Source organism: Gordonia sp. SMJS1 (assembly GCF_029866425.1).
Lineage (GTDB): Bacteria > Actinomycetota > Actinomycetes > Mycobacteriales > Mycobacteriaceae > Gordonia > Gordonia hongkongensis.
Window position 1 is genome coordinate 1,656,557 of sequence record NZ_CP123381.1, and the last position, 18,916, is coordinate 1,675,472.

The following is an 18,916-nucleotide window of genomic DNA, read 5'->3' on the forward strand; positions in this document are numbered from 1 at the left end:
GGCCGGCGGTTTTGTGGTTCTTCAGTGGTTGACCCGGCGGGACGTGACCGGGTTGAGGCTGCGGGCGAGGGCGTCGCCGGCGACCTGGATCACGGCCACCGTCACGATGAGCACGATGATGGTGGCGACCATGACCCCCTGATCGAATCGCTGGTAGCCGTAGGTGACCGCCACGTATCCGAGTCCGCCGGCGCCGATGGTGCCGGCGATCGTGGAGTACTCGATCATCGCGATGGTGTTGATCGTCAGTCCGCCGACGATGCTCGGCAGCGCCTCGGGAACCTGTGCCTTCCAGATGATCTGGGCGTTCGATCCGCCGGACGCACGTGCCACGTCGATCGTCGAGGCCGGGACCGACCGCAGCGAGTTCTCGACGATGCGTGTGAAGAAGGCGATGCCGGCGATCGACATCGGTACCACCGCCGCGGCGATGCCGATGTTCGTGCCCGTGACCAGGCGGGTGAACGGGATGATCGCCGTCATCAGCACCAGAAAGGGCAACGACCGACCGATGCTGATCACCCACGACAGGGGGGTGTGCAACGAGCGTCGTGCGAAAAGCCCGCCGGGAGCGAGGTTGTGGATGAGTGCGCCCAGCGGGACTCCCACCACCAGGACGACGACCATCACGATGCTCACCATCAGGACCGTGTCGATGGCCGCCGGGATGAGCAGGTCGGGGATCTCGTCGAGCGGCACCGTGATGTTCGCCGAATACGTGGTGCTCACGCGGCCACCTCAGAGCCGGTGACGGTCTCGACGGCGGTACCGCCCGCGGTCGCGGTGGCGTCGAGAAGGCGTGCGGCCAGGCCGAGTTCACCCGCGGCGCCGATGAATGCCGACGCGTGTCCGGTGGGCACCGACACGGTGAGATCGCCGAAGACGGTGCCGTCGATGGTCTGCACGTTGGCGCCCAGCACCGAGATCGAGATGTCGAGTCGCCTGCCCAGCTGGGTCAACCAGTCCGCGGGGACCGTCGCGGAGTGGTAGACCACCGAGATCGGGGTTTCGGCCGAGGCCGGTTGCGCACTCGGCCCGCGCGGCCGGAGTGCCCGTCCCAGAACCGAATCCGGTTCCAGGACCACCTGTTCCAGCCGGCCGTGCTCGACGATGCGGCCGCGTTCGAGACGGCCGACGGTGTCGGCGACCCGCACGACCGTGTCCATCTCGTGGGTGATGAACACCACCGCGAGATCCAGTTCGTCCCGAACGTCGGTGAGGAGCCGTAAGAAGGTGTCCGTGGCCGCGGGATCCAGACCCGAGGTGGCTTCGTCGGACAGCAGGACGGAAGGTTTGAGTGCGAGGGCCCGAGCGATGCCGACGCGCTGCCGCTGACCGCCGGACAGCTGATGCGGATACAGGTCCGCTTTGTCGGCGAGGCCGACCAGATCGAGAAGTTCGCCGACGCGTGCCGTGGTCGATCGCTTTGTCGCACCCAGATATTCGAGAGGCAAAGCGACATTCTGCGCCGCGGTTCGCCGGGACAGCAGACTCGCCGACTGGAACACGGTGCCGATCCGGCGCCGGGCGTCGCGAAGGCCCGACGTGCCCAGTGCGGTGAGATCCTCCCCGTTGACCACGACCTTGCCCGACGTCGGACGTTCCAGCAGATTCAGACACCGGGCCAGCGTGCTCTTGCCGGCACCGGACGGGCCGACGACGGCGAAGATCTCACCGGCGTCGACAGTGAAGTCGACCGCGTCGAGCACCGTCGTCGGGTCGGGCGAACCGACACCGAACACCTTCGTCAACCCGACCACCTCGATCATCGGAGGTCCCCGTTCGCGCCGGTGAGTTGAGCGACCTCCCTGATCGAATCGTCGATGGTCGAGTTGCTCCCACCGACCCGGTACGTGGACCCGCGATGGTTCGCCGGCAGTTGATCGCCGCGCCCGAAGAGCTTGTGGCGCAGGGTTCCCGGGACATAGTCCCGGTCGTAGAGTCCGCGCCGCTCGAGGGCGGGCACCACGTGGGTGATGATGTCCTCGAACGATCCGGGGGTCACCGCGTAGGCGACATTGAAGCCGTCGACGTCGGTCTCGGTCACCCAGTCCTGCAGGGCTTCTGCCACCTCGTCACCGGAGCCGATCAGGACCGGACCCATTCCGCCGATGCCGCCCCACGCCGCGATGTCCCGCACGCGCCATTCCTCGCCGGTGTCGCTCGCCTGCTGGAAAGCGGCGACCGCGGACTGGATCGCGTTGCTGTGCACGTTGCCGATCGGTTCGTCGATCTCGTAACTCGCGAGGTCGATGCCCATCCAGCCCGACATGAAGACCAGCGCACCCTCGGTGCTGGCGTAGGACTGGTACTCCGCGGCTTTCGCGCGGGCTGCCTCCGGAGTCGAGTCGGTGATGATCGTCAGCAGCGTGTAGATCTTCGCGTCGTACGGGTCGCGTCCGGCCAGGATCAGCTCGTCGCGCACCTTGCTCACCACATCACGCAGGATGGCCTTGGTCGGCGCGGCCACGAAGATGGCCTCGGCGTTCTCCGCGGCGAAACGTCGGCCGCGAGGCGAGGCCCCGGCCTGGTAGATGACCGGTGAACCCTGCGGCGACGGCTCGGCGAGGTGAATGCCGGGCACGGTGAAGTGCTTTCCGCGGTGCCCGATGTGATGGACCCGGGCCGGGTCGGCGAAGATGCCCGCCTCGCGATCGCGGAGAACAGCGTCGCGTTCCCACGAACCCTCCCAGAGCTTGTACAGCACGGTGAGGTACTCATCGGCCTGGTTGTAGCGCTCGTCGTGCTCGAGTTGATCGTCGGCGCCCATGTTGCGGGCTGCCGCAGGCAGGTATCCCGTCACCACGTTCCAGCCGATCCGGCCACGGGTGAGGTGGTCCAGCGTCGACAGACGCCGTGCGAAGGGGTAGGGATGCTCGAAACCCGTACCGGTGGTGACCCCGAAGCCGAGGTGCTCGGTGGCGTGCGCCATCGCCGAGACGAGCAACAGCGGGTCGTTCACGGGGATCTGCGCACCCTGGCGGATGGCGGCTTCGTCGTTGCCGGCGTACACGTCGTAGGTGCCCAGGACGTCGGCGATGAACAGACCGTCGAATCCGCCGGTCTCCAGCAAGCGGGCGAGGTCGACCCAGTAGTCGATGGTGTTGTAGTCCCACGACCGGTCGTCGGGGTGGCGCCACAGACCCGGTGACTGGTGCGCAACGCAATTCATGTCGAAGGCGTTGAATCGGATCTTACGTGGGGCATTCGGTTCTGACACCGGAGGAATGATGCTGACGGATCGTCGGAGTGGCCATCGTTGTGCCCACCGCGAACCTAAACTTGTGCCATGCGATCCACAGATGTGTTGCTCGACGGTCTCGGTCGAGTCGTCGAGAACGTTCACGCCGTCCTGGACGACATCTCCACCGAGGAATTGAATCGGGCTCCCGCGCCCGGTGCCAACACGATCGCCTGGCTCGTGTGGCATCTGACGCGCGTGCAGGACTCGCACGTCGCCGACGTCGCCGGAACCGACGAGGTGTGGGTGACCGGGGGATGGGTCGAACGGTTCGGTCTGCCGTTCGACCCCGGGGAGAGCGGGTACGGGCAGTCTGCCGACGAGGCGGCGCGGGTCGTCGTCGACGACCCGGACCTGTTGCGTGGCTACTACGACGCCACGCACGCGGTCAGCGTCGACTACATTGGCGCGCTGTCGGATTCAGATCTCGACCGCGTCGTCGACGAGAACTGGGACCCGCCGGTCACGTTGGGCGTACGACTGCTCAGCGTGATCGACGACGACACCCAGCACATCGGTCAGGCGGCATACGTCCGGGGCCTGTTGTCCTGATGTTCTGGTCCCGCAAACCCACCCCTTTTCCGTAAACCCACAGCGCTCGGACCGGGTGGGTTCACGGAAAAGGGGTGGGTTTGACGGAAGGTTGGTTCGAAATCGCGGTCGGGATCTAGACGGTCAGGACAGGCAGCCCTTGAAGGTCTGGAAGTCACCGGCGAAGGCGGGTCCCTTGCAGGTCGGCCCGTTCTTTCCGTCGACGACGACCTCGCCGCCGGGTCCGGCGATACCGATGGCCAGGCCGGGACGAATGCCGTCCATGGTGACCGTCGCTCCGGGACCGAGGGCGATGGCCGCGGGTCCGGCGAAGTTGTCGGCGGTGACGTTGGCTTTGCCGCCGTTGTCGGTGATGGCCAGCGAGAGTCCGGTCGGGCCGGAGTCGGCGCTACACGAGGCCGCAGAGGCGGACTGGCCGGGAAGTGCCGGACATACGGTGGGCGCGGCGCCGGCGGACGGCGCGGCGGCGAGCGATACTGCGGTCGCACCTGCGGCGACGACGAAACCCAGAGCTGTGTGCGTGACCGTCTTCATGTTGGGACTCCTTTGTCGAGGAACGGTGTCGTGCGTGGAGCGATTCGGAATGGCCGCCGGGCCGGATGGGGTCCGCTTCGCACGCCGCCTCGCCACCGGTCGTGTGCCCAGCGCGCGTAGGTTGAAAACGTGCAACTGCGAATCTTCACCGAGCCCCAGCAGGGTGCGACCTACGACGACCTGCTCACCGTCGCCAAGGCGACCGAGGACCTGGGCTTCGATGCCTTCTTCCGTTCCGACCATTTCGCCGGAATGGGCGGCGACGGCCTCCCCGGGCCGACCGACGCGTGGATCACGTTGGCGGGCTTGGCGCGCGAGACCTCGCGAATCCGGCTGGGGACGCTCGTCTCGTCGGCCACTTTCCGGCTACCCGGGCCGTTCTCGATCGCAGTCGCCCAGGTCGATCAGATGAGCGGTGGCCGTGTCGAATTGGGAATCGGAACGGGCTGGCACGAGGGTGAGCACGAGGCGTACGGAATCCCGTTCCCGCCGTTGAAGGAGCGGTTCGACCGCCTCGAGGAGAACCTCGAGATCATCACCGGGTTGTGGCAGACCCCGCTGGGCGAGGAGTTCGACTACGAGGGCACACACTTTCGTCTCTCGAAATCGCCGGCCCTGCCCAAACCCGTGCAGCACCCGCGCCCGCCGATCATCATCGGAGGCAGTGGCAAGAAGCGGACGCCCGCGCTGGCCGCGCGTTTCGCCGACGAGTTCAATGTCGTGTTCCAACCACTCGACGTCGCCGGGGATCTCATCGGGCGCGTCCGCACGGCGTGCGTCGACACCGGTGGCGACCCGGAGTCGCTGACCTACTCCGCCGCGCTCGTATTGTGTTGCGGCCGCGACGAAGCCGAGTTCCGACGCCGGGCCGAGGCCATCGGCCGGGAACCGGACGAGTTGCGCGAGAACGGGGCTGCCGGAACCCCGGACGAGGTCGCCGCAAAGATCGCGACCTACGGCGAGCTGGGCGTCACGCGCATGTATCTGCAGACCCTTGATCTGTCGGATCTCGGTCACCTCGAGCTCGTCGCGTCTAAGGTCGCCCCGCAGTTGGCGTGAGCGCCCTTGGGCACCCCGTCTGCTGGGTGCGGCGTTCGTAAAGCTTGCTCCGAAGTGTCAGCGGCCCGGCGGCCGTCGTGGACCATGAAAGGCACCCGCCCACGAGTATGAGTGGCTAGATCCCATGCTCCCTGAGGTGCGAGCGAAGCGAGCCACAATGGGTGTTGCAACGTGTCTCGCCAGGCCCTTCGTGGCTCGTCGCTTGCGCTCCTCACACCTCAGGGACCAGAGGTTTTGTGGTTCTTTCGGATTCGGGAGCAGGGGTTATGCGCCTCTTTCGGCACAGGGACCAGGGGTTTGGTGGTTCTGTCGGATTAGACAGTCGAGAGTCCTCGAAGGGTTCCCCCGACCCGGCACCCGGGCCGACCAGGATGGGCCATAATCCACCTCATGGCCGACAGGAGCGAGCACACATCATCGAGATCGCCGGAACGTCAACGGATCAAGAAGCTGGCCCAGGCCGCGCTCAACGCCGACGTGACCGTCGAGCAACTCGAGGGCATCATCGCCGACATGGGGGAGACCCTCGAAGGACTCGGTCCCACCCTGGACGGGCTGAACTCGACGATCGCGAAACTCGACGTGACGCTGGTGCGACTCTCCGGAACCCTCGACCAGGTCGACGCCACCGTCGACCGCATGTCCGACATCGTCGGGCGGCTCGAACGGGTGGTCGGGCGGGTCGAGGCACTCGTCGGTATCGGCGAGGCGGCCTTCCGTCCGCTCGGCGTCCTGGAGTCGGCAGGCAAGTCGGTCGCTGCCCGACTCGGCTGGCACTGAACATCGAAACGAGATCAGGGAATGACACCGGAAGAACACAGTTTTCGTGGCCGGCACGGGCACACCATCGTCTATGACGTCTACCGTCCCGCGGAGAGCCCGCGCGGCGTCGTCGTGGTGGTCCACGGCCTCGCCGAGCACGGTCGCCGGTATCTGCACGTGGCGCAGCGGCTCGTCGACGCCGGTTACCTCGTCGCGATACCGGACCACGTCGGTCACGGCCGGTCGGGTGGCAAGCGACTCCGGTTGCGCCGGTTCGGTGACTTCACCGACGACCTCGACACGGTGCTCGCCCATGTCGCCGACGGCAGCGTCCCGACGTTCCTGATCGGGCACAGCATGGGCGGGTGCATCGCTCTCGACTATGCGCTCGACCACCAGGACAAGCTCGACGGACTGATCCTGTCGGGGGCGGCCGTGCTGCCCGGTGACGACCTGCCCGATCTGGCCGTCCGATTCGCGCCGCTGATCGGCCGGATCGCACCGGGATTGCCCACCACCGAGTTGAGTTCGTCGAGCATCTCCCGGGATCCGGACGTCGTGGCCGCCTACGACGCCGACCCGCTGGTGACGCGCGGCAAGATCCCGGCCGGGCTGGGCGGGGCGATGATCGGCACCATGCGGTCGTTTCCCGAGCGCCTGCCGTCCCTGCAACTACCCATCCTGGTGATGCACGGCAGCGAGGACGCGCTCACCGACCCGCGCGGCAGCGAACTCGTCGAGCGGCTCGCCGGATCGGCGGACAAGACGCTCGTGATCTACGACGACCTGTTCCATGAGATCTTCAACGAACCCGAGCAGGCGGTGGTGCTCGACGCGGTGATCACCTGGTTGCGCGGTCACACCGCGCGCCCGTGACCGTCGCGCGCCCACTCAGGTCAGTCGCACCACTACCCCGGCCAGCAGCACCAGCACGCCGCCGATCTCGCCCACGATGAGCGCGAGCATGAACAGGTAGGTGCCGGGAGTCGGGTCGACGAACTGATTCGTGGTGTCCCGCAGGGCGCCGTGGATGCAATACGCGGCGATCGCCGCGACGAAGAAGACGATCGGGACCGCCGCGGCGATCACGTTGACGGTCGTCGGGAAGGCGCTGAGTTCGACCAGCGCGGCGAGCACCAGGGTGGCGAACGAGTACATCAGCGCGGCCCGATGCGCGATGTCGACATACACATGGGCCGTCCGGTCCGGTGAGGTGCGGATGCCGTGGTACTTCCACACGCCCAAGACGAGTGCCCAGACGAGGATCACACCGGACGCCACGACCACGACGATGGTGTCGACGCCGACGAGGTCGGCGAGAACGGGGTCGGCGGTCATGGCTGAACGCTAGCAGCAGGTGAGTCGACGGGATCGGTCCCTCACGCAGTCCGTTCCCGCTCACACCTCTTCCGGTGAGCGCGGGAACGGAGACTGTGAGCGGGAGAGCCGGTCAGCGGGACGGGACCGGGGTGCTGCTCGAGGTACCGGGTGTGACGGGCCCCGTCGGGGCGAGCTGGGGCACGGTCGGCGTGCTCGTCTCGGAACTGGTGGCCGATTCCGGGACGGACGCGTCCACCGACGCCGAGCCCGACACCGCGGACGGCGCGAGGTCGGCCGAGGACGACCCGGAGGCTGACGACTCCGCTGCGGACGACTCGGCGGACGAGGAGGCCGATTGCGAAGCGGACTCGGTCTCATCCGATCCACGGGCCGACAGACCCGACAGGTCGAGAGCCGGTGATTCCTCGGCCGCCTTCTTCGCCGCCAGGGTCACCTTCGCGGGGCCGTCGGGATCGGGGCTGCCCGAGGCGGAGACGACGGTCGTCTTCGTGGTCACCGGCGGGTTGTTGCGCAGTGTGGTCAGCACGTGCTCCTTGCCGTCACCGAGCGCACGTCCCCAGTTCTCCCACGTGTGGCCGCCGTAGTTCGGCAACGAGATCACCGATACGCCGGCCTGCTTGGCCTGCAACTGCATGAGCACGGTCGACACCGCGGACAGGATCTCCAGGGCCATCGCACTGAGCTGGTCCTGCGGCGACAGCTTGGCCATCTCCGACGGCGTCAGGAAACCGTTGCCCGAGGAGATGATGAGAACCTGGCCGTTGTCGGCCAGCTGCGTCAGGTTCTTCGACGGGTCGTTGTCGGTCCAGCGGGTGCCGCCCGGCGCGCCCCACATGTTGACGACGCCGTTGACGTAGTTGGACACCATGGTCTGCGTGGCGAACACGCCGAGGGCGCCGACCGGGTTGTCGGTCTGGTAGTAACCCGACATCGCCTGCACGACCTTGAACTGCTCGGGGTGGCGCTCGGCGAGGGTCACCGCGGGCCCGCCGGACATCGACAGTCCGATGATCGCGTTGTTGTTGCGGGCCACGCCGAACTCACGCTCGAGGTAACCGGGCAGCTCCGAGGTCAGGAAGGTCTCCTGCTTGATGACCGTGTTCTTGTCACCGGCGCCGCCGTCCCAGTCGGTGTAGAACGACGATGCGCCGCCCACCGGCATGACCAGGGTGGTGTCGGCCTTGGCGTCGTAGACCTTGGCGGCCTGCACGTCCGTGGTCCATGCCGAGCGGGTTTCGCTGGCGCGCATGCCGTCGAGCAGGTAGACGCCGCTGTCGCTGCCGCTCGAGGCGCGGATCTGCACGATCACGTGGCGTTTCTGCGACTCCGACCACACCTTGCAGTTCTGGACGTAGTTGCCGGAGGAGTCCCACGTGCAGCCCGGCCGCAGCACTTCGGGATGCCCACGCAGAGCGCTGGCGGTGTTCGACGAGTTGATCAGCGTGCTCGCGCCGAACAGGCCGAGCGTGAGGATCGCGACCACCGAGATGCCGGTGAAGAGTCGGCGACGAGGTGAGGGTCGGCGTGGCGACTCGGGGGTCTGGCCCGCGGGGGTGGAGGGGACGGGCGGTTCGCTGTGCGAGTGCGACATGGAGCTCCTGACATACGCGGCCACCCGACTACACGGTGCCGATGTCAGGGATGTCGTTCGGAGAGTGGACCGGCGTTACCGGGTGAGCGCATTTTCCGAATGATCTCGGCGGTCTCGTCCGGACGTTCCCACCAGAACATGTGTCCGACGTCGGACATCGCGCCAGGGTGGCCTGCGGGATGAGGTCGGCGAGCCGCTCGCCCTCGGCGAACGCGATCATCTCGTCGACGTCGCCGTGGATGACCGCCGTCGGCATGTCGAGTGAGCCGATCCGGTCGCGGGTGTCGTGTGCCGCGCAGGCGCCCGCCTGCCACGCGACGACTGCCGACGGAACGCGGCGCTGCCTCGACAGCGAGACGAAATGGTCGAAGGCGCCGGCGCGGGCGATGAACTCGGGAGACAGATTGACCTCGAACGCGATGCGGGCGACGCGGTCGGCGTCGCGCGACGAGATCGCCTCGACGAGACGAGCCGCGCCGGACGAGCCGGGTGCGCCGATGGCCCGGGGCCGCCCGCGGTGGTGCAACCGAGGACGAGACTGCGCACACGGTCCGGCGAGTTCAGGGCGAACTCCTGTGCGATCATGCCGCCCATCGAGGTGCCCAGCACATGGGCGGAGTCCCAGCCGAGGCCGTCGAGGATTCCGCGGGCGTCGGCGGCGAGGTCGGCGATGGTGAACGGCCCCTCGGCCCGACTGCTCGTGCCGATGCCGCGATGGTCGTAGGTGGCCACCGCGAAATGCGGGGTGAGGGCGTCGAGGAGTTCATCGGTCCACATCCCGCGGTGTGCGGACATGCCGCCGATGAGCAGCAGCGGTTCGCCGTCGCCGAACACCTCGGTGTCGAGGACGGGACCGGCATCGGACGCGACGGGGATCTGCATGCGGAGATGGTAGCCACGCGGATACCCGGATTCGGGGATTCGCCTCAGAGCGCCGGTGAGATGGCCGCCCACATGTGGGGGAGTTCCTTCTCCCAGTAGTACCAATGGTGGGTTCCGACCTCCTGCAACGCGTCGGTGAACGGCAGACCCGCACCGCGCAACAGCTCGGCGAACCGGCGCGAACAGTCGCTGGTCGCGATCTCGAACGCCGACGATGCGGCGAGTACCACCTGGTGGAGGCCTTCCTCGGGCGTCACGTTCCGCTTGAGGTCGGCGGGACCGAGCCGGCCGGCACCGGAGTACAGGTACAGGGCCTTGCCGCGGAGACGGTCGAGATGCAGCGCCGGGTCGTGGTCCCGCCATCCGGCCGAACCGACCGGCCCCCAGAGGTTGTCGGCGTTCGCCCCACCCCGGGCGAGGGTGGCCCGCACGTACGACTCTCCCTGCGGCGAGGACACCGGAGGACATCCGCTGATCGAGGCCACCGCGCGGTACAGCGACGGGGCCCGTGACGCGAGCGTGAACGCCGCCTGCCCGCCCATCGAGACGCCCGCGATCCCGCGCGAACCGTTCGACTCGAAGCGGGCGTCGATGAGGGGCGGGAGTTCCCTGGTCAGGAACGTCTCCCACATCGGTTGTCCGACGCGCGGATGCCGGCGCTGCCAGTCGGCGTACTGGCTGCCGTACGCACCCGTCGGGAGTATGACGTTCACGTCCTTGTCGGCGAAGAACTCGTCGGCATTGCCGGCTCCACGCCATCCACTGTCGTTGCCGCGCGAACCCGCCCCGTCCAGTAGGTAGAGCGTCGGCCGGGGTCCGGTCTTCGTTCGTGGCGTGAGGACGAAGAGCTTGATGTTCTTGGCCATCGCCGCCGAGTAGACCCAGACTACGGCGCGTGTGGGGGACTCCTGCACGACCGACACCACCCGCGGCGCCACGGGCGCTGCCGCCGCCGGCGCGGCGGCCAGACACAGCATCACCAGACATGCGGCACAGACCGCACGAAGAATAACTTGAAGCACCGTTCCCCCATGTGCGCCGCGCGGACGCTCTTCCCCCGAAGAATGTGGATTCGATCGGTAGGCGGCCGGGCCGCCGGATCGAAGTCGTTCGGCAAGCGTAGGACGTTCGCGCAGTCCTGTCCGGGCCTTGCGAAATCCCGGGGTACCGCGATGGGCGCGACTCCGCGGCTCTCGACGAACGACGCCGCCGGGCACATCCGTTGGGGATGCGCCCGGCGGCGTCGGGAGAGGGAACGGGCTGGGTTGTCAGGCCCCGAAACCGAGCAGCGACTTCACTTCGAGGAACTCGTCGAAGGCGTAGTCACTCCACTCGCGGCCGTTGCCGCTCTTCTTGTATCCGCCGAACGGTGCGCTCGGGTCGAGCTGGGCGCCGTTGAGCGAGATCGAACCCGCACGAATCTGCGATCCGATGCGGCGGACCTCGTCGACGTCCTTGCCGGAGACGTAGCCGGCGAGGCCGTACTCGGTGTCGTTGGCGACCTTGATCGCTTCGTCGATCGAGTCGTAACCGATGACGACGAGGACCGGGCCGAACACCTCGGTGCGGGCGATCTCCATGTCGTTGGTGACGTTGGTGAACACGGTCGGCTTCACGTAGTAGCCGGTCTCGAGACCCTCGGGGCGCCCGGGACCTCCCACGACCGCGGTCGCGCCGTCGGCGACGGCACGCTCGATGAGACCCTGGATCTTGTCGAACTGCGCCTCGGACACGACCGGGCCGAGCTTCACGTCGGTGGTGGGATCGCCGACGGTGAGCTCTGCGGCGACCCCCTTGGCGATCTCGGCGACCTCGTCGACACGCCCTGCCGGGACCAGCATGCGGCTCGGGGCGTTGCAGGACTGGCCCGAGTTCATCATCATCGTCGCGATGCCGCCGGCGACGTTCTTCGCGAAGTCGTCGTCGTCGAGGATGATGTTCGGGCTCTTGCCGCCGAGTTCCTGGGCGACGCGCTTCACGGTCGGCGCGGCACTCTTGGCGACCTCGATGCCGGCACGGGTGGACCCGGTGAACGAGATCATGTCGATGCCCTCGTGGCTCGACAGCGCGGCGCCGACGCCGGGGCCGTCACCGTTGACGAGGTTGAACACACCTGCGGGTACGCCTGCGGCGTCGAAGATCTCGGCGACGATCGCCGCGCTGAACGGCGCGACCTCGGAGGGCTTGAGGACCATGGTGCAACCGGTGGCGAGTGCCGGGGCGACCTTGCACATGACCTGGTTGAGCGGCCAGTTCCACGGGGTGATGAAGCCGCACACGCCGATCGGCTCCTTGGCGATGCGCGAGCTGCCGCGGTCCTCGACGAACTTGAAGTCGGGGAGTTGCGCGGCGGCGGTCATCAGGTGGCCGAGACCGATCGGCACCTGGGCGGCGTTCGTGAGGCCGACCGGCGAACCCATCTCCTCGGTGACCGCGGCGGCGAGGTCGCCCATGCGGTTCTGGTACTCGGCGATGATCCGGTTGAGGACTTCGAGACGTTCGGAGACGGTCGTCTGTCCCCAGGTGACGAATGCGCGACGGGCGGCGTCGACCGCTGCGTCGACGTCGGCCGCGCTGCCGATGGCGACCTGTCCGGCCGACTTCTCGGTGGCCGGGTTGATGACGTCGATGAGGTTGAGCTCGGCGGGCTCGACCCACTGACCGTCGATGTAGAACTTGGTGATGTCCGGCATGGTGCCTCCGTTGCAGCCTGAAGTGAGGACAATTGTTGTCTGTTTCACACTGTAGGCGCTGCCGCGACCGGGGTCTCGCGAATCCCGGCGTTCCGGGGGCGACACTTTGTGACCGGTTCTGGAACAGCCGTCCCAGTCGCATTCTGCGACGCTCGGCCCGGCCGCGAACGACTAGGGTCGAATCATGATCCTCATCGTCGTGAAGTTCCCCATCAAGCCCGAATTCGCCGACGAGTGGCCCGAGTTGTCCCGCGAGTTCACCGAGGCGACCCGCGCCGAACCGGGTAACAAGAGGTTCGACTGGTCGCGATCGCTCGAGGACCCCAACACCTACGTCCTGGTCGAGGCGTTCGACGACGACGCCGCGGAGGCACATGTCACCGCCCCGCACTTCAAGCAGGCCCAGCAGGAACTCCCCAAGTACCTCCAGCGCACACCCGACGTCATCAACACGACGATCGAGGGCGACACCTGGTCCGAACTCGGGGAGTTCCGGGTCGACTGACCTCTCTCAGCGGCCGGCGCGGACCTCGGAGTCCGTGTCGGCCCCCGCCGGGTCCGCCGGTCGCGCCGCGTCGTCACCGATGCCGAGCTTCTCGCCCTCGATGTCCACGTCGGGCAGGATGCGGTCGAGCCAGCGCGGAATCCACCACGCCTTGTCGCCGAGGACGGTGAGCACCGCCGGCATCAGGGTCATCCGGACGACGAAGGCGTCCAGGAACACCGCGGCGGCCAGGGCGAAGCCCATCACCATGATGAAGGCCATGTCCTGCAGCATGAATGCGGCGAAGACCGAGATCATGATGGCCGCGGCCGCCGCCACGACGCGGGCGCTGTGGCGATATCCCTCCACCACCGCGGTCTTCGCGTCGGCGCCGTGGACGTACGCCTCTCGCATCCGGGTCACCAGGAACACCTGATAGTCCATGGCGAGTCCGAACACGATGCCCACCAACATGATCGGCAGGAACGACACCAGCGGCTGCGGGTTGTCGACGATCCCCAGGGCGCCGTCGGTGAAGAGGGCGACGGTCACACCGAAGGTCGCGGCGACGCTCAGCAGGAAGCCGAGCGCGGCGGTCAGCGGCACGAGGATCGAGCGGAACACGATGATCAGCAGGATGAAGGCGAGACCCACCACGACCAGGAGGTAGGGGATCAGCGAACTCGACAGGCGGTCGGAGATGTCGAGTTCGATCGCGGTCTGCCCGGTCACCCCGTAGGAGATGCCCGTCGTGCCCTGTACCCGAGACTCCATCTCGCGGAGCGATTCCACGAGTGCGGGCGTCGCCTCGTCGGCCGGCGCGGTCGACGGGATGATCGTGATCTTCGCGGTGTCCTGGGCCTCGTTGAGCCCGCCGGCACCGATCTGCGCCACCTCGACGTTGTCGACGCGACCCAGGTCGTCGACGAGTGAGTTGAAGGCGCGCAGGCGCTCCCCGGTGTCCTGGATCTCGCGACCGTCCGCGACGACGACCAGCGGTCCGTTCACGCCGGGTCCGTAACCCTCGGCGACCATGTCGTAGGCCCGGCGCTGTGTCTCCGACGGCTCGGCGGTCCCGTCGTTGGGTAGCGCGAGCTTGAGCCCGGCCATCGGGACCGCGAGGACGACGAGGATGCCGACGATCGCGACCGTCACGGTGCGCGGCCGGGCCACGATGCGCTGGACCCAGCGCTGGCCGTTGTGCAACCGCTCCGCATCGTGCGGTCCGACATCGGGAGCGTTGAGGCGCGGCACCCGTCCGGCGAACGCCTTGCCGCCGAACAGGCCCAGGATGGCCGGCAGGAGGGTGAGCGCGACCAACACGGCAGCCACCACGGTGCCCGCGGCGGCGATACCCATCGCGGTGAGGAACGGGATGTTCACGATCGCCAGTGCGGCCAGCGCGATGACGACGGTGCTGCCGGCGAAGACGACCGCCGAACCCGCGGTGCCGACCGCCCGGCCCGCCGCGTCGGCGCGGTTCGCCGACCGGTGGATCTCGTGGCGGTAGCGGGACACGATGAACAGCGCGTAGTCGATGCCGACCGCGAGGCCGATCATCGTCGCGAGAATCGGTGTCTCGTTGCTGAGGTCGAAGAAGTGGGTGCCCATCTGCACGCCGAGCATCCCGATCGCCACGCCGACGATCGCGGTGATGATCGGCATGCCCCACGCGACCAGGGAGGCGAAGGTCAGGATGAGGATCAGCGCGCCGACCCCGATGCCGATCAGCTCAGAGGTGATCCCGAGCTCGAATTGCTGTGTGGCCGAACCCTTCATCTCGACGGTGAGGCCGGCGGCCCGGGCGTCGTCGGCGATGGCGTCCATCTGTTCGCGCATGGTCTCGGTGACGTCCGAGGATGCCTCGACGTCGAAGGAGGCGCCGAGCTGCGCAACGGTGCCCGCCGCGTTGATCGGCGAAGTGGCCTGCGCGTCGGCGGCGGCCTCGTCCGCGCTCTTGCCGAAGGTTTCCCGCTGGAAGGTCGCCGAGAGTTCACGGAGCTGACCGGGGGATTGCTCGGTGCCGTACGAGACGAACGGGTTGGCGATCGAATCGGGGCTCTTCACGTTCTCGACGGTCTTGAGGCCGGCCACCATCGAGTCGATGGCGCTCTGGAACCGGGGCTCGCTCAGCGTCGAACCCTCCGGTGCGCGGACGACATACGTGACACCGATGTCGGAACCGAACGTCGCTTCCCCGGGGAAGCGTTCGATCATCAGGTCCTGGGCGCGCTCCGACGGGATGCCCGGGATCGAGAACGACTCCGAGGTCGGTTTGGCCAGCAGGCTCGCGCCGATGCCCAGCCCGATCAGGACCAGAACCCAGATCGCGATGGTCTTGAGGCGGTTCTCGTACGCCCATCGCCCTAGTCGGTACAGGTGTGTTGCCACGTCAGTGCTCCTCGAGGGATGGGTCGGCGAGTTCGTTCAACGGTGGGATGGGTTGTGCGAGCCCGGACGCCAGCTGGTCGAAGGCGGACTCCAGCACGGTGGCCAGGTCGGCAGCGGTGCCCGGGGTGTCGTCGTGATGGGTCACCCAGAATTCGAGGGCGACGCGGATGGTGGTGATCGCGTTGTGCAGGACGAGGCGCGGATACAGGGTGTGTGCCGGCTGCCGCGCTGCGCGCACAGTTCGGCGAGACGCGCTTCGACGGTGTCGCCCAACTCCATGTCGCGGGACCTGGCCGTCAGCCCCGGATCCGTGTCGAGGAGGCGCAGGAGCGCGACGATCTCGGCGGGTTCGCCGACGTCGGGCGAGGTGGCGGCCTCGATGAGGGCGGTCCGGACCGAGCAGAAGAAGCTCTCGTCCGTCGGTCGGGCCTCGATCCGCGCCACGATCGTGTCGAACAGCGACGACACGAAGTGCAGCAGCGCATCCTCTTTGCCGCTGAAGTAGTTGTGGAACGTGCGGACCGAGACGTTCGCCTCCGCCGCGACGGCGTCGATCGTCACGTGATCCATCCCGGCGCTGGTGGACAACCGCAGCACAGCGCGGGCGAGCGCCGAACGGGTCGCCGCCTTCTTCGCCTCGCGGAGTCCGGGGGAGTTCACCTCACCCACGGTACGGAACTTGCAGAACCCTGCAAACTTGAAGGACTACGCAATATTAGGAGAGTCCTCACACCGTCTACCCGGCGATGGCGTGCGTCACACCATCAGCCCAGTGTCGATGCGCGGGCGACCAACTCGGGCTGGAACACGAGGTTCGACGGGACGTGGCGTTCGGCGGGATCGTCGGCCGCGCTCATCAGCAGATCGACCGCGGTGACGCCGATGCGGGAGGTCGGCTGCCGGATCGACGACAACGGGACGACGGCCGAGCGGGCGAAATCGATGTCGTCGTAACCGATCAGCGCGATGTCGTCGGGAACGCGGACGTCGCCGCCGAGCATCGTCAACGCCTGCAGGACCCCGATGGCCAGTAGGTCGTTGGCGCAGAACACCGCATCCGGTCGGTCTCGGGGGGCCCTGGCCAGCAGGGCCTGTCCCGCCTCGCGTCCGGCCAGCACACTCAGGTTCGCCGTCTGCACGACCTTGAGCGTGGCGTCGTCGACGGCGTCGACCGCCTCCTGCGCGCCCCGGCGGCGGTCCGCGACCTGCCGCAGTCCGGGCGGTCCGCCCACGAACACGATCCGGCGACGACCGGTCTCGCACAGGTGCGACACCGCGAGCCGCCCGCCCGCGATGTCGTCGACGGCGACGGAATCGAAGGGCGAGCCGCCGGCGTCCCGGTCAACGAGGATCACCGGGGTGCCGCGACGGCGCAGCGAGTCGAACCGCCGCAGGTCGTCGCCGATCGGCGAGACGAGCAGCCCGAACACCCGCTGCTCATCGAAGGTGTCGAGATAGGCCTGTTCGCGCGATTCGTCGTCGTCGGAGGTGCCGAGCAGCACCGTGAGGTCGTGCTCGCCGGCCCGTTGTTCGGCGGCGCGGGCGATGTCGGTGAAGAAGGGGTTACCCACGTCGAGTACCACCATGCCGACGCAACGCGAACGGCCCGCACGGAGTTGGCGCGCGGCGTCGTTGCGCACGAAACCCAGCTTGTCGATCGCCGCCTGGACCCGCGCGACGGTCGCGGGCGAGACCTTTCCGGGCGAGTTGAGCACGTTCGAGACCGTGCCCACCGACACCGAGGCCGCCGCCGCGACATCCCGCATGCTCACACCCATGTGTCCATCTCACCAGATGCGATGCCGGTACCCGCGTTTCGCGGACTCGGGAGGGTCGCCCATCTCGCGAGCTGATTGACTACGAACACCCGCGGTACCCCCTGTAGGAAAGGCGATCCATGTCGACTCCGGCCAGCCCGTTCTCCGCGGACTACGAACCCGACCCGCGGCGCTGGAAGGCGCTCGCGGTGTGCCTGGTGGTCGGCTTCATGACCCTTCTCGACGTCTCGATCGTCAACGTCGCGCTCCCGTCCATCGAATCCGGTCTCGGCGCGAACTCGGCCGACCTGTCGTGGGTCGTGTCCGGCTACGCCCTCGCCTTCGGCCTCGTCCTGGTCCCGGCCGGCCGGGTCGGGGACGCGCGCGGCCGCAAGGTGACCTTCCTCATCGGGCTGTCCCTGTTCGTGCTGGCGTCGGCGGCATGTGGGTTCGCCCAGGGCCCGACGCAACTCGTCGTCTTCCGCCTGATCCAGGGCGTCGCGGGCGGCATTCTCGCGCCGCAGGTCTCCGGGCTCATCCAGCTGCTGTTTCGCGGGGCCGAGCGTGGCCGGGCCTTCGGCATGTTCGCCGCGACCATCGGGATCTCGACCGCGGTCGGGCCGCTGCTCGGTGGGGTCCTCATCCAGCTGGGCGGGTCCGCCGACGGGTGGCGCTGGATCTTCTTCGTGAACGTGCCGATCGGCATCGCGGCCTTCGTCGCCGCGATACGGTTGATCCCCGCTCGGCCCGAGGAACTCAAACAACCACTGCGGGGGAGTTTCGATCCCGTTGGCGTCGTGCTCCTGGGTACCGGGGTGTTCGCACTGATGCTGCCGATGGTCCAGGAACAGGAATGGCCCGGCGGGCGTAAATGGTTGTTGCTCGTCCTCGCGGCCGTGCTGATCGGCGCGTTCGTCCTGTGGGAACGCCGGCAGGGCCGCGTCGGCCGCCAGCAACTCGTCGACCTCTCGTTGTTCTCCATGCGGTCGTACACGCTGGGGTGCATCATCGCGATGGTCTACTTCGCCGGGTTCACCACGGTGTTCTTCATCTACACGCTGTTCGTCCAGCAGGGCCTGGGCTATTCGGCACTGCAGGCCGGTCTGGCGGTGACCCCGTTCGCGCTCGGTTCGGCGGTGTCGGCCAGCGTCGGCGGCAACATCGTCAACCGGGTCGGGCGCTCGCTGGTGTTGCTGGGTCTGGGCCTGGTGGTCGTGGGGATGATCGCGACGATCGTCGCCGTCGCGTTCGTGTCCGGTCCCGGTGTCGGGTACGCCGCCGCGCTGCCGCTGCTGGTGGCGGGTATCGGTTCCGGTCTCGTGATCTCGCCCAACCTCACGCTCAGCCTCGACCAGGTGCCGGTCACCAAGGCGGGCATCGCCGGTGGCGTCCTGCAGACCGGTCAGCGCATCGGGGCCGCCGCGGGGATCGCGCTCGTCGGTGCGGTGTTCTTCGCCCAGGTCGCGAACACCGGCGGCGACTGGGCGCGGGCGTTCCAGATCGGACTGGCGACGGCCGCGGTCCTGGTGCTGATCGCGCTGGTGGTGGGCCTCGTGGATCACTTCGCCCACCGCCGCGAGGACGCGGAGGTCGCGTAGGCGGCCGGTCTGATGCCCACGCGACCTCGGC

The 18,916-nt window shown here is 67.9% G+C and carries 19 protein-coding genes and 1 pseudogene; 6 read left to right on the forward strand and 14 right to left on the reverse strand.

Going from position 1 to position 18,916, the window contains the following annotated elements; genetic code table 11:
* Positions 1-21: 21 nt before the first annotated feature.
* The 3 genes from QAD21_RS07555 to QAD21_RS07565 are packed head-to-tail and all read right to left on the reverse strand — an operon-like array spanning position 22 to position 3,220.
* A complete protein-coding gene (locus tag QAD21_RS07555) occupies positions 22-729 on the reverse strand; it encodes a methionine ABC transporter permease (RefSeq protein WP_065632009.1) in 708 nt (235 codons plus the stop codon).
* The gene (locus tag QAD21_RS07560; protein WP_280361087.1) at positions 726-1,769 is read right to left on the reverse strand and encodes an ATP-binding cassette domain-containing protein; all 1,044 of its coding nucleotides are present in this window, start codon (positions 1,767-1,769) and stop codon (positions 726-728) included. The genes QAD21_RS07555 and QAD21_RS07560 overlap by 4 nt, the downstream gene beginning before the upstream one ends.
* Positions 1,766-3,220, reverse strand: a complete 1,455-nt coding sequence (locus QAD21_RS07565) for an LLM class flavin-dependent oxidoreductase (protein WP_280361089.1) — start codon at positions 3,218-3,220, stop codon at positions 1,766-1,768. Before QAD21_RS07565 ends, QAD21_RS07560 begins: the two co-directional genes overlap by 4 nt.
* A gap of 69 nt (positions 3,221-3,289) precedes the next feature.
* Here QAD21_RS07565 and QAD21_RS07570 point away from each other — a divergent pair, with 69 nt between their 5' ends.
* Positions 3,290-3,793 carry a DinB family protein gene (locus tag QAD21_RS07570; RefSeq protein ID WP_078112110.1) on the forward strand — a complete coding sequence of 168 codons (504 nt, stop codon included), beginning with the start codon at positions 3,290-3,292 and terminating at the stop codon, positions 3,791-3,793.
* Positions 3,794-3,916: 123 nt separating this feature from the next.
* On the opposite strand, the gene QAD21_RS07575 is transcribed toward QAD21_RS07570, so the two are convergent.
* Positions 3,917-4,327, reverse strand: coding sequence for a hypothetical protein (locus tag QAD21_RS07575; protein WP_280361092.1), 411 nt, complete (start codon positions 4,325-4,327; stop codon positions 3,917-3,919).
* Between the two features lie 129 nt (positions 4,328-4,456).
* Here QAD21_RS07575 and QAD21_RS07580 point away from each other — a divergent pair, with 129 nt between their 5' ends.
* The 3 genes from QAD21_RS07580 (at position 4,457) to QAD21_RS07590 (ending at position 7,024) form a co-directional block, all read left to right on the forward strand.
* The gene (locus QAD21_RS07580; RefSeq protein ID WP_165630275.1) at positions 4,457-5,386 is read left to right on the forward strand and encodes an LLM class F420-dependent oxidoreductase; all 930 of its coding nucleotides are present in this window, start codon (positions 4,457-4,459) and stop codon (positions 5,384-5,386) included.
* A 390-nt stretch (positions 5,387-5,776) separates the two neighbouring features.
* Positions 5,777-6,166 carry a hypothetical protein gene (locus tag QAD21_RS07585; RefSeq protein ID WP_259935497.1) on the forward strand — a complete coding sequence of 130 codons (390 nt, stop codon included), beginning with the start codon at positions 5,777-5,779 and terminating at the stop codon, positions 6,164-6,166.
* A 21-nt stretch (positions 6,167-6,187) separates the two neighbouring features.
* Positions 6,188-7,024, forward strand: a complete 837-nt coding sequence (locus QAD21_RS07590) for an alpha/beta hydrolase (protein ID WP_137809273.1) — start codon at positions 6,188-6,190, stop codon at positions 7,022-7,024.
* Between the two features lie 15 nt (positions 7,025-7,039).
* Here QAD21_RS07590 and QAD21_RS07595 read toward each other — a convergent pair whose 3' ends face one another.
* From QAD21_RS07595 to QAD21_RS07620, 6 genes and pseudogenes are all read right to left on the reverse strand, one after another.
* The gene (locus tag QAD21_RS07595; protein WP_280361095.1) at positions 7,040-7,486 is read right to left on the reverse strand and encodes a hypothetical protein; all 447 of its coding nucleotides are present in this window, start codon (positions 7,484-7,486) and stop codon (positions 7,040-7,042) included.
* A gap of 112 nt (positions 7,487-7,598) precedes the next feature.
* Positions 7,599-9,080 (reverse strand): alpha/beta hydrolase family protein, encoded by a 1,482-nt coding sequence (locus QAD21_RS07600; RefSeq protein ID WP_280361096.1) that lies wholly within the window; start codon positions 9,078-9,080, stop codon positions 7,599-7,601.
* A gap of 28 nt (positions 9,081-9,108) precedes the next feature.
* A complete protein-coding gene (locus QAD21_RS07605; RefSeq protein WP_280361871.1) occupies positions 9,109-9,606 on the reverse strand; it encodes an alpha/beta hydrolase in 498 nt (165 codons plus the stop codon).
* 20 nt (positions 9,607-9,626) lie between these two features.
* Positions 9,627-9,962 (reverse strand): annotated as a pseudogene (locus tag QAD21_RS25345) (alpha/beta fold hydrolase); the annotation flags it as partial.
* A gap of 44 nt (positions 9,963-10,006) precedes the next feature.
* A complete protein-coding gene (locus tag QAD21_RS07615) occupies positions 10,007-10,984 on the reverse strand; it encodes an alpha/beta hydrolase family protein (protein WP_348534501.1) in 978 nt (325 codons plus the stop codon).
* A gap of 246 nt (positions 10,985-11,230) precedes the next feature.
* The gene (locus QAD21_RS07620) at positions 11,231-12,655 is read right to left on the reverse strand and encodes an aldehyde dehydrogenase family protein (RefSeq protein ID WP_068971039.1); all 1,425 of its coding nucleotides are present in this window, start codon (positions 12,653-12,655) and stop codon (positions 11,231-11,233) included.
* A gap of 184 nt (positions 12,656-12,839) precedes the next feature.
* On the opposite strand from QAD21_RS07620, the gene QAD21_RS07625 reads away from it, so the two are divergent.
* Complete coding sequence (locus QAD21_RS07625) at positions 12,840-13,160, forward strand: putative quinol monooxygenase (protein WP_280361098.1); 321 nt, start codon at positions 12,840-12,842, stop codon at positions 13,158-13,160.
* A gap of 6 nt (positions 13,161-13,166) precedes the next feature.
* On the opposite strand, the gene QAD21_RS07630 is transcribed toward QAD21_RS07625, so the two are convergent.
* The 4 genes from QAD21_RS07630 to QAD21_RS07645 all read right to left on the reverse strand — a co-directional run bounded on the left by QAD21_RS07630 (position 13,167) and on the right by QAD21_RS07645 (position 17,308).
* Complete coding sequence (locus QAD21_RS07630) at positions 13,167-15,530, reverse strand: MMPL family transporter (protein ID WP_280361100.1); 2,364 nt, start codon at positions 15,528-15,530, stop codon at positions 13,167-13,169.
* Between the two features lies 1 nt (position 15,531).
* Positions 15,532-15,675, reverse strand: a complete 144-nt coding sequence (locus QAD21_RS25350; RefSeq protein WP_348534504.1) for a hypothetical protein — start codon at positions 15,673-15,675, stop codon at positions 15,532-15,534.
* Positions 15,672-16,190 carry a TetR/AcrR family transcriptional regulator gene (locus QAD21_RS07640; RefSeq protein ID WP_280361103.1) on the reverse strand — a complete coding sequence of 173 codons (519 nt, stop codon included), beginning with the start codon at positions 16,188-16,190 and terminating at the stop codon, positions 15,672-15,674. Before QAD21_RS07640 ends, QAD21_RS25350 begins: the two co-directional genes overlap by 4 nt.
* A 104-nt stretch (positions 16,191-16,294) precedes the next feature.
* Entirely contained in the window at positions 16,295-17,308 is a 1,014-nt protein-coding gene (locus QAD21_RS07645; protein WP_280361105.1) for a LacI family DNA-binding transcriptional regulator, read from the reverse strand.
* 119 nt (positions 17,309-17,427) lie between these two features.
* On the opposite strand from QAD21_RS07645, the gene QAD21_RS07650 reads away from it, so the two are divergent.
* Positions 17,428-18,885 carry an MFS transporter gene (locus QAD21_RS07650; RefSeq protein ID WP_055474929.1) on the forward strand — a complete coding sequence of 486 codons (1,458 nt, stop codon included), beginning with the start codon at positions 17,428-17,430 and terminating at the stop codon, positions 18,883-18,885.
* Positions 18,886-18,916 lie beyond the last annotated feature (31 nt).

What these genes read in the sequence shown, in the direction of transcription:
- QAD21_RS07560 (WP_280361087.1), bottom strand. Translation starts at nt 1,769, where the DNA reads ATGATCGAGGTGGTCGGGTTGACGAAGGTGTTCGGTGTCGGTTCGCCC.
- QAD21_RS07570 (WP_078112110.1), top strand. Translation starts at nt 3,290, where the DNA reads ATGCGATCCACAGATGTGTTGCTCGACGGTCTCGGTCGAGTCGTCGAG.
- QAD21_RS07575 (WP_280361092.1), bottom strand. Translation starts at nt 4,327, where the DNA reads ATGAAGACGGTCACGCACACAGCTCTGGGTTTCGTCGTCGCCGCAGGT.
- QAD21_RS07585 (WP_259935497.1), top strand. Translation starts at nt 5,777, where the DNA reads ATGGCCGACAGGAGCGAGCACACATCATCGAGATCGCCGGAACGTCAA.
- QAD21_RS07590 (WP_137809273.1), top strand. Translation starts at nt 6,188, where the DNA reads ATGACACCGGAAGAACACAGTTTTCGTGGCCGGCACGGGCACACCATC.
- QAD21_RS07595 (WP_280361095.1), bottom strand. Translation starts at nt 7,486, where the DNA reads ATGACCGCCGACCCCGTTCTCGCCGACCTCGTCGGCGTCGACACCATC.
- QAD21_RS07600 (WP_280361096.1), bottom strand. Translation starts at nt 9,080, where the DNA reads ATGTCGCACTCGCACAGCGAACCGCCCGTCCCCTCCACCCCCGCGGGC.
- QAD21_RS07620 (WP_068971039.1), bottom strand. Translation starts at nt 12,655, where the DNA reads ATGCCGGACATCACCAAGTTCTACATCGACGGTCAGTGGGTCGAGCCC.
- QAD21_RS07625 (WP_280361098.1), top strand. Translation starts at nt 12,840, where the DNA reads ATGATCCTCATCGTCGTGAAGTTCCCCATCAAGCCCGAATTCGCCGAC.
- QAD21_RS07645 (WP_280361105.1), bottom strand. Translation starts at nt 17,308, where the DNA reads ATGGGTGTGAGCATGCGGGATGTCGCGGCGGCGGCCTCGGTGTCGGTG.
- QAD21_RS07650 (WP_055474929.1), top strand. Translation starts at nt 17,428, where the DNA reads ATGTCGACTCCGGCCAGCCCGTTCTCCGCGGACTACGAACCCGACCCG.